This is a genomic window from Rhodococcus sp. 15-725-2-2b (genome assembly GCF_002259075.1).
Classification (GTDB): domain Bacteria; phylum Actinomycetota; class Actinomycetes; order Mycobacteriales; family Mycobacteriaceae; genus Rhodococcoides.
Window position 1 is genome coordinate 79323 of the sequence record NZ_NPFL01000020.1, and the last position, 12601, is coordinate 91923.

The following is a 12601-nucleotide window of genomic DNA, read 5'->3' on the forward strand; positions in this document are numbered from 1 at the left end:
ACCTCCCAACAGTGCCGGTATCGGAAATTCTCGTCATCCTGCTCGCCGGGTTCGGAGCCGGAGCCATCAACGCCGTCGTCGGCTCCGGGACGTTGATCACGTTTCCGACGTTGGTCGCATTCGGCTATCCCCCGGTGGTTGCCACCATGTCCAATGCGGTGGGACTGGTCGCGGGAAGTGTCTCGGGTACGTGGGGCTATCGCCGCGAGCTGCGCGGACAGTGGCATCGACTGCGATGGCAGTTGCCTGCCTCGTTCTTCGGAGCACTCGGCGGGGCCTGGCTGCTGCTGCACCTGCCCGAAACGGTGTTCGCCGCGGTGGTTCCGGTGTTGCTCATCGGCGCGCTGATCCTCGTTGTCGCACAACCGAGAATCCAGGCCTGGGCGAAGCGTCGATCGGAGGCCGCGGGCAAGGCCGCGAACCACATCGGTCGCACCAGGATGGCGTTGGTCACCGGAGGCACTCTGCTGGTCGGCATCTACGGCGGCTATTTCACTGCCGCACAGGGAATTCTGCTCATCGGAGTGATGGGGGCACTGCTCCCCGAAACCATGCAGCGGATGAACGCCGCCAAGAATCTGTTGTCACTGGTCGTCAATGTCGTTGCGGCGGTGACGTACACGATCTTTCGATTCGACGACATCAGTTGGCAGGCAGCCGGACTGATCGCGGTCGGCTCTCTGATCGGTGGAGCCGTCGGAGCACGCTACGGCCGCCGGCTCTCGCCGGCGGCCCTGCGTGGTGCCATCGTCGTTCTCGGTCTGATCGGACTCTGGCGACTGCTCGTCTAGCCGATCGCGTCCAGTTCGGCTGCGGGCGTGCCTAGTTCGACTGCGGCTGCGGCTTGACCGCGATGATCGTCGGAACGATCATCGGCTTGCGGCGATACTTGTCCGCCACCCACCGACCGACCACGCGGCGCACGGCCTGCGCGATGCGATGCGTATCGGACACGTTGTCGGAGGCCAACCGCTGCAACTCCGACTCGACGAGTTGACCGGCCTCCTTGAGTGCGGCCGGATCGTCGGAGAATCCGCGACCGGACACCTCGGGTGCGGTCACCGCACGTCCGGTGGCCGAGTCGACGGCAACGCTGATCGCGATGAATCCGCCCTCGCCCAGTACCAATCGATCGGAGAGCGTCGAATCGCCGACGTCACCGACCGAGAGGCCGTCGACGTACACATGCCCCACGGGCACCTGTCCGACGATCTCGGCGAGACCGTCGACCATGTCGACCACCACGCCGTCCTCGGCCAGCACCACGCGTTCCTCGGGGACACCCGTCGCCTTGGCCAGCGCCGCGTTGGCGCGCAGGTGACGCCACTCGCCGTGTACCGGCATGGCATTGGTGGGCCGCACCGCGTTGTAAAGGTACAGCAGCTCGCCCGCCGAGGCATGGCCCGAGACGTGAACCTTCGCATTCTGCTGCGTCACGACGGTCGCACCCCGCTTGGCGAGGCCGTTGACCACTGCGAACACCGAGTTCTCGTTACCCGGAATCAGCGAGGACGCCAGCACCACGAGGTCGTTCGCCTTGACGTTGATCTGGCGGTGCTCGCCGCGAGCCATCCGGGACAGCGCCGACAACGGCTCGCCCTGCGAGCCGGTGGAGATGAGCACCAACCGGTCGTCGGGAAGTGTTGCGGCCGTGTCGACATTGACCTCGAGGCCGTCGGGCACACGCAGGTAACCGAGGTCCTGAGCGATCTGCATGTTGCGGACCATCGACCGCCCGACGAATGCCACTCGGCGGTTGTACCGCTCGGCGACGTCGATGACCTGCTGGATGCGGTGCACGTGACTGGCGAACGACGCGACGATGACGCGCTGCTTCGCCTTGCCGATGACGGTGTCGAGCACTCCGCCGATCTCACGTTCCGGGGTGACGAAGCCGGGCACCTCGGCATTGGTGGAGTCGACCAGAAACAGGTCGACGCCCTCGTCGCCGAGCCGTGAGAAGCCGGCCAGGTCGGTCAGGCGACCGTCGAGCGGCAGCTGATCGAGCTTGATGTCACCGGTGTGCAGCACCAGACCGGCGTCGGTCCTGATGGCGATGGCAAGCGCATCGGGAATCGAGTGGTTCACCGCGAAGTACTCGCAGTCGAACGGACCGTGCTGGGTGTGCTGGCCCTCGATGACCTCGACGAGGTTGGGACGCAAGCGATGCTCACGGCACTTGGCCGCGACGAGTGCGAGGGTGAACTTGGATCCGACGACGGGCAGGTCGGGACGCAGACGCAGCAGGAACGGCACTGCTCCGATGTGGTCCTCGTGACCGTGCGTCAGGACCACTGCCTCGACGTCGGCCATGCGATTCTCGATGTGGCGGAAGTCGGGCAGGATCAGGTCGACGCCGGGCTGCTGGTCCTCGGGAAAGAGCACGCCACAGTCGATGATCAGCATCTTTCCCTGATGCTCGAACACCGTCATGTTGCGACCGATTTCTCCGATGCCGCCGAGTGCGACCACCCGAAGGCCCTTGAACGGGGCCTTCGGCGGTGTCCCGAGGCGCTCCGTCGGATCGAACTCACGACGCTTGTCGGGACGCTGAGTGCGCGCAGAGTTCTGCACCATCGGCTTGCCCTGGCGGGATCCTGCCGGTTGGCCCTGCTTCGGGGCCGGACGCTCGGAGGGAGGTCCGGCGTTTCGGGTTGCGCGTCCGCGCGATCGGTTCGGTCGTGTCATACAAGAACTCCTGCCGCCCGCAGCTCTGCTGCGAGCAATTCGATGTGGTCGATGCTCGGTGGCACCTGGGGAAGTCGTGGTTCGCCGACATCGAGTCCGATGAGGCGAAGTCCGGCCTTCGATGCGCTGACGCCGCCGAGGCGCGCGACCGAACGGATGACCGGGATGAGGCTGACGTTGATCGCCTGTGCGCGTGCGATGTCGCCCATCATGAAAGCGGTGTGCAGCTCACGCAGACGCGCCGGAACGAGGTGGCCGATGACGCTGACGAAGCCGGTGGCACCCACCGAGAGCCAGGGCAGGTTGAGCGGGTCGTCGCCGGAGTAGAACTGCAATCCGGTCGACGCGATCAGTTCGGCACCGGCGTTCAGATCGCCCTTGGCGTCCTTGACCGCGAGGATCCGGGGATGCTCGGCCAGCCGACGCAGTGTCTCGGTCTCGATGGGAACGACCGATCGCGGCGGAATGTCGTAGAGCATCACGGGCAGGTCGGTGGCATTCGCGACCGCGGTGAAGTGCGCGTACAGACCTGCCTGCGGTGGCCGCGAGTAGTACGGGGTGACGACCAGAAGACCGTGCGCGCCTGCGCGAGCGGCATCACGAGCGAGTTCGACGCTGTGCGCGGTGTCGTTGCTGCCTGCCCCGGCGATGATGCGAGCCCGATGGCCGACCGCTGCGATCACCGCACGGAGAAGTTCGAGCTTCTCGTTCTCGGTGGTGGTGGGCGACTCGCCCGTCGTGCCGGCCAGAACCAATCCGTCGTTGCCTTGCTCGACGAGGTGGTGTGCCAGCCGAACGCCTGCATCGATGTCCAACTTACCGTCCGCTGTGAACGGGGTCACCATGGCGGTGAGCACCGTACCGAACACAGGCGCAACGGAAGGAGCGGCGTCACCGTAGGTCATGGCAGCAGATTACCCGGTGCTTTGCCCACTCTCGCGCAGCGGGACTCCCCGCCGACACCGCCGGTGCATACCCGGTCTTCGAGGCAACCGAACCTCGTCGTCAGACCTCGGTCACGAACGGGCTGCGGGCGACTTCCGTGCCGTCCGGCAGCGTCGAGATCTCGAAGTCACCGAACACGTCCGGAGCCACGTCCACGAGCTTACGCAGACATTCCACGGCAACACGTCGAATTTCCACGTCCGCATGTTCGGAGGCTCGCATCGACACGAAATGTCGCCATGCGCGGTAGTTTCCGCTCACCACGACCCTCGTCTCGGTCGCATTCGGCAACACCGACCGGGCCGCCTGACGCGCCTGCTTACCTCGCAGCGCGGCGTTGGTGACCGATTCCAGCTTTCCTTCGAGCGCACCGAGCAGTTCGGTGTAGGCCGCCCGGCTGGCCTCGGTAGCCGAGGCGAACAGCGCCTCGAGTTCGGGATCGCCTTCGACTGCGGGCGGAAGAACCACGTTGGCGTCGTGCTCGGGAACGAATCGCTGCGAGAGCTGCGAGTAGGAGAAGTGCCGGTGCCGAATGAGCTCGTGCGTGCACGATCGTGAGATTCCGGTGATGTAGAAGCTCACGCTCGCGTGTTCGAGAACCGAGAGGTGTCCGACGTCGAGCAGATGCCGCAGGTACGACGCGTTGGTCGCGGTCCGGGGATTGGGCTTGGACCAGCTCTGATAGCAGGCCCGTCCGGCGAACTCGACCAACGCCTGTCCGCCGTCCGCGTCGGTTTCCCAGGGGATGTCGACGGGCGGAACGAACTCGGTTCGGGCGACCAGTTGCACTCTCAACGCAACCGTCCGCGGCACAGCTCTACCTTCGTTTTCTGCTGACACCGCACAACCCTAAACGCGGCACCGATGCCCGGCGAGCGATGGCGTCACTGCGCGGACACGTGACGCCACCAGCACTCCTTGACCGACGTCATTCATGGCGTCACACTGGCGTCATGGAACTGGACAAGTACACCGCGTCACTGCGCACGGATCTACTCGCGGCGGCTGCCCTGGGAGACGAGCACACCCGACAGACAGCGGAGGCTCTCGGAAAGACGGCCGAAGCGTCGGCCAGATTGATGCTGCTCACCGCGTTGTCCGACTTCGCGGCCGAGGTCTCGAACGATCTGGACGGACATACGGTCACCGTTCGTCTCGACGGCACGCAGGCGCACGCCGATGTTCGACGCGACAGCCCGGTGCCCGGTCTGCACGACGGCGATCCGGCGGAGCCCGTCACCGAGGACTACCCCACCATGGACGATGTGTCCGGTGAGGTGCGACGGGTCACGCTGCGACTGGTCGAGCAGATCAAGGAACGTGCCGAGGACGCCGCGAACAACAGCGGAGTGTCGCTCAATTCGTGGTTGTCGCAAGCAGTTCAGGGCGCACTGCGCGATCAGATGCGCAAGGAACGCGGCTGGAACAACTGAGCCCAGGAGTTCGAGCGAGCGCTGGCCCTACTTCTTCTCGCGCCACTCCCGCTCGAACGGCAACCGCCACGCGTGTGGGGCGATGAGTTGATGGATTGCGTTGGGACCCCACGACCCTGGTGCGTACAGACGAACCGGGGGCGGATCGGCGAGCAGCGGCTCCGACACCTGCCACAGCCGCTCGATGCCCTCGGCCGTGGTGAACAGCGTGTGGTCGCCGTACATGGCGTCGAGAATGAGCCGTTCGTACGCCTCGAGGACGTCGCCGACCCGCTCGGTTTCCTGGATGGCGAACTGCATGCTGAGTTTGTCCAGACGCATACCGGGTCCTGGACGCTTGCCGTAGAACGACAGTGACACCTTCGAGGCGTCCGCGAGGTCGAAGGTCAGGTGGTCGGGACCTTGCGCACCCACGCCCGAGCCGGCCGGGAACATGCTCTTCGGTGGTTCCCTGAACGCGATCGAGATGATGCGCTGCCCCTCGGCGAGGCGTTTGCCGCTGCGCAGGTAGAAGGGCACTCCGGCCCAGCGCCAATTGTCGATCTCGCACTTGAGGGCCACGAAGGTGTCGGTGTCGGAGTCGGCGGCCACACCCTCCTCCGAGCGATAGCCCGTGTACTGGCCCCGGACAACGTTTTTCGGGTCGAGCGGCATCATGGACCGGAAGACCTTGTTCTTCTCCTCGCTGATGGCGCGGGGTTCGAGCGCCGTCGGCGGTTCCATCGCCATGAATGCCAGCACCTGGAACAGATGGGTGACCACCATGTCCTTGTACGCGCCGGTGGATTCGTAGAACCCGGCTCGTCCGTCGAGGGCGAGCTTCTCCGGGATGTCGATCTGGACGTGATCGATGAAGTTGCGATTCCAGATCGGCTCGAACAACCCGTTGGCGAAGCGGAAGGCCAGGATGTTCTGCGCGGGTTCCTTGCCGAGAAAGTGATCGATCCGGAAGATCTGATCCTCGTCGAACGTCTCGTGAACCCGAGCGTTCAGGGCGATCGCGCTCTCGAGGTCTGTGCCGAACGGCTTCTCCATGATGATTCGGGAGCGCTTGACCAGATCTGCCGACGCGAGCGTATCCACCACTGCCAGAGCAGCTCTCGGCGGAACGGACAGGTAGTGGAGCCGTTTGGCGCTTCCTCCGAGTTCGATCTCGGCCTCGGCCACGGCCTCCCCCAGCGCCGCCGGTCCTGCCTTCTGCGACACGTAGGTCAGTCGCGAGGCGAAACGACTCCATTGCTCGTCGCCGACTTTGCGGCTCGAGTAGGTGTTGATCGATTCGCGAGCGAGAGCGCGGAATTCGTCGGTCGACATCTCTTCGAGCGAGGTTCCGACGACCCGGATGTTCGGCGCGAGATCGGACTGCGCCAGATGCATCATCCCGGACAGCAGTTTTCGCTTGGCCAGGTCTCCTGTCGCCCCGAACAGGACGACGACCTGGGGTGGGAGTTCCGTGGCGGTGTCCGACCGGCGTGAAGTCACGGTTCGAATAGTGGCACCGATTCTGCCCGAGTGCACTTCGGCGGGACCCGACCCAGCCGACGATGGTCAACGCAATGCGGCGACGAGGTCTCCCCGGTCACCCACCACCACGCGTTCGAGTTCGAGCCAATCCGCCATCTCCCGCAGCACCTCTCGCAGTCGAGGCGCGATGTCGCCCGCGTTGCGGTCGCCTTCGACGAAGGCCGCGACCACGTGCAGCTCGGACCGCGCTCGCACTGCCTTGAGATCGAGTCGGGCCACCAGATGCCCGTCCAGCAGAAAGGGAAACACGTAGTAGCCGTGAACTCGCTTGTGCTGTGGGGTGTATATCTCGATTCGATAGTGGAAGTCGAAGATTCGCTGGACCCGCGGCCGGTAGAAGATCATCGGATCGAACGGGCACAGCAGAGCGGAAGCGGTGGCCGTTCGCGGTGTCCTGGCCTCGCGGTGCAGGAATGCCGGTGCGTTCCAGCCTCGGACGGTCACCTGTTCGAGCACACCGTCCTCGACGAGTTCGGCGATCGCCGCCTTGGCCTGCTTCTGCGAGAGTCGGTAGTAATCCCTCAGATCCGGCTCGGTGGCGACTCCCAGTGCCCGCGAGGACTTCTCGATCAGTGCACGTACCGCGACCGGTTCGTCGACGCGCCTGCGCAGAACGTCGTCCGGGATCACCCGCTCGCTGAGCTCGTACCGGCGCACGAAACCCGTCCGGGCCGGCACGGTCACCACGCCCGCCGCGAACAGCTGTTCGCAGACGACCTTGACGTCACTGCGATCCCACCACGGCCCCTTGCGACCGGGTGTGTCCACCTCGAGGTGCTTCTCGATCTCACCTGCGCTGGCCGCACCGTTGTCGCCGATCACCGCGAGGACGTCGTCGGCGAGAGTCGGTTCACGGTCGAGAATGTGGGCAGCTCCGCCCCACCGCCCGTGCCGATACAGCTCCATTCGCCACCGCATCAGCGCCCAGTCCTCGACGGGTAGCAGCGCGGCCTCGTGTGCCCAGTACTCCACCAATCGACGGGGCCGACGAGCGGTGTCGGTCCATGCGGCGTCGTCGACGATCGAGCGGTCGTACACGCCGACGCGGCTGAACACCGGTGCATAGTGCGCACGAACCACCACCGACACCGAGTCGATCTGCAGCAACCCGGTGGTGTCGATCGCCGCGTGCACCGCGGCCCTGCTCGCCGGCCGAGTACGCGACCGCCTCGACGCCAGCCCCTGGGCGGCCAGGGCCGTGCGACGGGCGGCGGCCGCACTCATCTCCTGCATCGGGCCAGCCTGTCACGGCCCACCGACACGTCGAATCAGGTACTGAACAGATTCGCCGCCTTGAGGATCAATTCGTACAGTCCGTAGGCGAACGGCACGCCGACCCACGCCCATGCGACCGCCATCGTGACCTGCCTCTGTACGCCGCTCATGCCTTCACTCCCGTAGTGGCTGCAGAACCCGCGTGATCGGATTCGTGGTACTTGGAGGCGACCGGTTTGATCGCCTCGTTGGCCAGGAAGCCGACCACGAGCAGGCCGATCATCACGTAGAACGCCGGCAGGTATCGGCCGGTGGTCCCCGGCTCACCCGCGTCGGCGATGGCATTGACGATCAGTGGCCCCAACACACCGGCCACCGACCATGCGGTGAGCAGTCGTCCGTGGATCGCGCCGACCTGGTACGTACCGAAGAGGTCCTTGAGATAGGCGGGAACCGTCGCGAAACCCGCACCGTAGAACGAGAGAATCAACAGAGCCGAGACCATGAACAGGATCTTGTTGGTGTTGGTGAACAGTGCGATGTACAGGTACAGCAACGCTCCGACACCGAGATACATCCGGTAGATGTTCTTGCGACCGACCACATCGGAGACCGAGGACCAGACGAACCGCCCGATCATGTTGGTCAGGGAAAGGAACGCGACGAAACCGGCGGCTGCGGCAGCAAGGGATTCGGGCGAGGTCGCGTCGGGAAAGAAGTCCTGATAGATGCCCGATCCGCGTTCGAGAATGCCGATTCCGGCAGTGACGTTGAAGCACAACACAACCCACAGCAGCCAGAACTGCGGGGTCTTCACTGCGTTCGCGGCCGAGACGTTGTGCGTCGAGATCATCGACGACGACGCGGGCGGGGTCCACCCGGCCGGCTTCCATCCCTCGGCCGGCACTCTGATGAGCACGACACCGAGGGCCATGAACACCGCGTATCCGACGCCCAGCGTGAGGAACGTCTTGGCGATGGAACCGTCGGTGAAGCCGCCGAAGTTGACCATCAGCTGACTGGTGAGCGGAGACGCGATGAGTGCGCCGCCGCCGAAGCCCATGATCGCGATTCCCGTGGCCATACCCGGCCGGTCGGGGAACCATTTCATCAGCGTCGAGACAGGTGAGATGTAGCCGATTCCGAGGCCGATGCCGCCGACGAATCCGTAGCCGAAGATCACCAGCCAGAACTGTCCGAGGGCCATGCCGAGCGCGGACAGCAACAGTCCGGAGACGAAGAAGACCAGGGAGACGGCCATGGCCCACCGTGGACCGTTCTTCTCGACGCGGGTTCCGAAGATCGCCGCGGACAGGCCGAGCATGACGATGGCGAGCTGGAACGGAATGGCGGTGACGGTTCCGCTGAGTCCGAGCGCGTCGGGCTGCGAGATGGCGTTCTTGAACACGCTCCAGGCGTAGGCGGACCCGATCGCGAGGTGAATCGACAGGGCCGCCGGGGGTATCAACCAGCGACTCCACTCGGGTGTGGCGACGATTCTGGACCGGTCGAGAATGGGGAGGGTCATCGAAATCCCTTGGAATAGAAAGTGGTACAAACTTGGACGAGCCCTAGCAGTCAAACACGGGCACCACCCCGGCTGCTCACAATCAGGAATAGTTTCTGTGCCGAAGTCACTATCGGCTCCGGGTATCTTCGAGAAAGTGGATATCGAACGGTGGCGCAGTCGCCTGCCCGTCAAACGGGCCTCCGACGGCGAAGTGATCGGATGGACCGTCGCGCACGAATCGAATACGCGGGACGAGTACGACGAGGACTATCTCGTCGATGCCGTCAATCCTGTCGGGGTCACCGTGGCTCGGGGCGTTCCGATCGAGCGCGCAATCGAGCACCTGGAGGATCGGGGTCTGGCATCGCTGTCGGCGCCGCACTGGACGAAGGCCCCGCTACCACTCGAGCCGAAGACGGACCTGTCAGCACCGCATGACGATTGGCCCTGGCGGCGGGTGCTGATGACACAACTCGACGACAACCGGGTGTGGATCAGGCCCGCGTATCCGAGCTGGCCGGAGCGGCTGCTCGAGATTCCGCTGCAGATTCCTGCCGACGAGATTCTGCGTGCCGACTCCCCCGACGATTCCGACTGAATTCGGTGGCGACCCGGGACGGACCTGATGGCGTCGGCCGTCGCGGGTGTCGGACGGACCGTCGTAGTTCTCGGGGCGCGCGAGTCATCGTGGAAGCCCGTCGGGAAACCGTCACCGTCAGTCGGACAGCCCCGCCGCGACGGTTCCGCCCAATTCGTAGCAGCGTTCACGTGCGGGCTTACCGCTCTCGGCAATGTGTACGGTCCCGAAGACCTTCTCGAGGCCCCAACCCGACGCGATCTTCTCGATGGCCCGTCCGGCACCCACGGTGTCGTCGTTGCCGTGAACCCAAGCGGCGTAGGGCTTTCCGGCAACGGCACCGAGGCACGGGTAGTACACGGTGTCGAAGAAGTGTTTCAGCGCCCCACTCATGTACCCGAAGTTCGCCGGCGTTCCGAAGAGAAATCCGTCGGCACCGAGGACATCCGGAACGGTCGCACCGAGAGCAGGCACACTGCGTACGTCGACGCCGGTGATCTCGGGGTCGTGTGTGCCGTCGAGCACTGCCTCGAGCAGCTCACGTGTGAGCGGGCTCGGGGTGTGATGAACGACCAGCAGGGTGCGCGGCATCGACGGTCAGTTCTCGTTCCGTTCGAGTGCCACGGCGCGCTTCATCGTCTCGCGGGCCCGCCCGCGGTCACCGGCGTAATCGTAGGCACGAGCCAACCGGTACGAGTTGCGCCAGTTGTCCGGATCCTTCTCCCACTCGGTCTTGATCTGTTGGAACAACTCGTCTGCGGCATCACGTTCGATGCGTCCCGACGGTCTGCGCGGAAGGTCCGAGACGTCGAGTTCGAGGCCTTCCTCGTGAATGCGCGATGCCAGCCTCTGATGGTCGAAACCGGCTTTCAACGTGGCCCACACGATCCACAACCCGAGTATCGGCAGCAGCAGGACCCCGATCCCCAGGGAAATGCTCGCCACACCACCGTTCTGGATCAGCGTCACACCGCGCTGACCGAGCAGGAAGAAGTAGAAGCCGAGGATCAGCACCATCACCGTGATGATGGCGAGCACCTTCGTCGTCTTGTTCACCGTCGATCAGCTCACAGTTCCAGCAGCGGATCGAGCCCGACGGTCAACCCCGGTCGTCCGGCGATCTCGCGGACTCCCAGAAGGACTCCGGGCGCGAAGGACGTTCGGTCGAGCGAATCGTGCCTGATGCTCAGCGTCTCACCCTGCGTGCCGAGCAGAACCTCTTGGTGCGCAACGAGTCCCGCGAGCCGGATCGAGTGCACCCGCACGCCGTCCACGTCGGCACCACGTGCGCCGTCGAGTTCGGTGGTCGTCGCATCGGGGCTCGTCGGAGTTCCTGCGGCGGCGCGTGCCTCGGCGATCAGCGCGGCAGTGCGATACGCCGTGCCCGACGGCGCATCGGCCTTGTTGGGGTGGTGCAGTTCGATCACCTCGACGGAGTCGAAGAACCGCGCTGCCTGCTGCGCGAATCGCATCGACAGCACCGCACCGATGGCGAAGTTGGGCGCGATCAGCACACCCGTCTGCGGCGATCCCGCCAGCCATTCGCGAACCTGCTCGAGCCGCCGGTCGTCGAAACCGGTGGTACCGACCACAGCATGGATGCCCTGCTCGATCAGGAACTGCAGGTTGTCCATCACCACGTCGGGATGGGTGAAATCGACGACCACCTGGGCATTCGCGTCGACGAAATTCGCCAGCGGATCACCCTGGTCGACGGTCGCCACGAGCTCGAGATCGTCGGCCGCCTCGACGGCGGCACAGATTGCCTGACCGACCTTGCCGCGTGACCCCAGTACCCCTACTCGAACAGGTGCCGTTGCACTCACGTCGTACCCACACTCGTTTCGTCGTCTTGTCGGTTCTACCGACCTCAGAGCCTACTTCTCCGCGATCCGCACCGGCAGCTACGGTCGTCCGGTGCCATCCAGCGTCCTGTTCGCCGACCGAGTCGATGTCGTGCGCGGCGGCCGATACCTGCTCAGCGACGCCACGATACGGGTCGAGGAGGGCGAGCACTGGGTGTTGCTCGGTGCGAACGGCGCAGGTAAGAGCACTCTGCTCAGCTTGCTCGGTGCCGTGGTGCATCCCACGCACGGTTCCGTGCACGTTCTCGGTCATCGCCTCGGCCGGGTGGACATGCGCGAATTGCGGACGCGCATCGGCCACGTCGATCCCCGTCTGACGGTCGAGGCTCCGCTGACTCTGTTCCAGGTGGTGCTGACCGGCCTGACCAACACTCCCGACCTGATCCCGAGATGGTCGGCCACCGAGGACCAGATCGCCCGTGCCCATCGGTTGATCGGTTCCCTCGGCGTCGCCCATCGCACCGAGGCATCGTGGCACACGCTCTCCCAGGGAGAACGTGGCCGAGCGCTCATCGCGCGCGCCCTGCTCCCCGACCCCGCAGTGCTGTTGCTCGACGAGCCCGCCACCGGACTCGATCTCGCTGCCCGCGAACAACTCCTCGGTGCGCTCGACTCGTTGCGGGCCGAGCACCCGAGCCTGGCGAGCATTCTGGTGACGCACCACCTCGAAGAGATCCCCGCCTCGACCACCCACGCCCTGCTCATCCGCAACGGAAAGGTGTTGGCGCAGGGAGCCGTCGACGCGGTGCTGACCACCGCAAACATCAGTGAGTGTTTCGACCATCCCATCGAGATCTCGACGCAGCGCGGCCGGTGGGTCGCGACCGCCGCCAACAGCTGATGC

Annotated in this window: 14 protein-coding genes; 4 read left to right on the forward strand and 10 right to left on the reverse strand. The window is 65.1% G+C overall.

The genetic code is table 11. From position 1 onward, the window contains the following. Positions 1-11: 11 nt before the first annotated feature. Positions 12-791 carry a sulfite exporter TauE/SafE family protein gene (locus CH306_RS23110; RefSeq protein ID WP_032397880.1) on the forward strand — a complete coding sequence of 260 codons (780 nt, stop codon included), beginning with the start codon at positions 12-14 and terminating at the stop codon, positions 789-791. A gap of 31 nt (positions 792-822) precedes the next feature. Here CH306_RS23110 and CH306_RS23115 read toward each other — a convergent pair whose 3' ends face one another. The 3 genes from CH306_RS23115 to thyX all read right to left on the reverse strand — a co-directional run bounded on the left by CH306_RS23115 (position 823) and on the right by thyX (position 4446). Beyond that, on the reverse strand, positions 823-2577 hold the full coding sequence (locus tag CH306_RS23115; protein WP_094631819.1) for a ribonuclease J: 1755 nt from the start codon (positions 2575-2577) through the stop codon (positions 823-825). 107 nt (positions 2578-2684) lie between these two features. Further along, positions 2685-3593: a 4-hydroxy-tetrahydrodipicolinate synthase gene (dapA, locus tag CH306_RS23120; protein ID WP_027496818.1), complete on the reverse strand. Its 909-nt coding sequence runs from the start codon at positions 3591-3593 to the stop codon at positions 2685-2687. A gap of 100 nt (positions 3594-3693) precedes the next feature. Beyond that, entirely contained in the window at positions 3694-4446 is a 753-nt protein-coding gene (gene thyX / locus CH306_RS23125) for an FAD-dependent thymidylate synthase (protein ID WP_094631733.1), read from the reverse strand. A 140-nt stretch (positions 4447-4586) separates the two neighbouring features. Here thyX and CH306_RS23130 point away from each other — a divergent pair, with 140 nt between their 5' ends. Continuing rightward, positions 4587-5066, forward strand: coding sequence for a hypothetical protein (locus CH306_RS23130; RefSeq protein ID WP_032397877.1), 480 nt, complete (start codon positions 4587-4589; stop codon positions 5064-5066). Between the two features lie 27 nt (positions 5067-5093). On the opposite strand, the gene zwf is transcribed toward CH306_RS23130, so the two are convergent. The 4 genes from zwf to CH306_RS23145 form a co-directional block, all read right to left on the reverse strand. Continuing rightward, positions 5094-6548, reverse strand: a complete 1455-nt coding sequence (zwf, locus tag CH306_RS23135) for a glucose-6-phosphate dehydrogenase (protein WP_094648165.1) — start codon at positions 6546-6548, stop codon at positions 5094-5096. Positions 6549-6614: 66 nt separating this feature from the next. After that, positions 6615-7823: a winged helix-turn-helix domain-containing protein gene (locus CH306_RS23140; RefSeq protein ID WP_094648059.1), complete on the reverse strand. Its 1209-nt coding sequence runs from the start codon at positions 7821-7823 to the stop codon at positions 6615-6617. A gap of 35 nt (positions 7824-7858) precedes the next feature. Continuing rightward, entirely contained in the window at positions 7859-7975 is a 117-nt protein-coding gene (locus CH306_RS29955; protein WP_441344239.1) for an MFS transporter small subunit, read from the reverse strand. Further along, positions 7972-9333: an OFA family MFS transporter gene (locus CH306_RS23145; RefSeq protein WP_032397875.1), complete on the reverse strand. Its 1362-nt coding sequence runs from the start codon at positions 9331-9333 to the stop codon at positions 7972-7974. The genes CH306_RS29955 and CH306_RS23145 overlap by 4 nt, the downstream gene beginning before the upstream one ends. A gap of 97 nt (positions 9334-9430) precedes the next feature. Here CH306_RS23145 and CH306_RS23150 point away from each other — a divergent pair, with 97 nt between their 5' ends. Further along, entirely contained in the window at positions 9431-9913 is a 483-nt protein-coding gene (locus CH306_RS23150) for a hypothetical protein (protein WP_256981244.1), read from the forward strand. Positions 9914-10030: 117 nt separating this feature from the next. Here the strand turns inward: CH306_RS23150 and CH306_RS23155 are convergent, their stop codons facing one another. From CH306_RS23155 to dapB, 3 genes are read right to left on the reverse strand one after another with little or no spacing between them, the layout of a single operon-like run. Next, positions 10031-10483 carry a flavodoxin family protein gene (locus tag CH306_RS23155; protein WP_032397874.1) on the reverse strand — a complete coding sequence of 151 codons (453 nt, stop codon included), beginning with the start codon at positions 10481-10483 and terminating at the stop codon, positions 10031-10033. 6 nt (positions 10484-10489) lie between these two features. Beyond that, entirely contained in the window at positions 10490-10909 is a 420-nt protein-coding gene (locus CH306_RS23160) for a hypothetical protein (RefSeq protein WP_179272773.1), read from the reverse strand. A gap of 50 nt (positions 10910-10959) precedes the next feature. Beyond that, entirely contained in the window at positions 10960-11718 is a 759-nt protein-coding gene (dapB, locus tag CH306_RS23165; RefSeq protein WP_094648061.1) for a 4-hydroxy-tetrahydrodipicolinate reductase, read from the reverse strand. A 91-nt stretch (positions 11719-11809) separates the two neighbouring features. Here dapB and CH306_RS23170 point away from each other — a divergent pair, with 91 nt between their 5' ends. Next, the gene (locus tag CH306_RS23170; RefSeq protein WP_094648062.1) at positions 11810-12598 is read left to right on the forward strand and encodes an ABC transporter ATP-binding protein; all 789 of its coding nucleotides are present in this window, start codon (positions 11810-11812) and stop codon (positions 12596-12598) included. Positions 12599-12601: the final 3 nt, after the last annotated feature.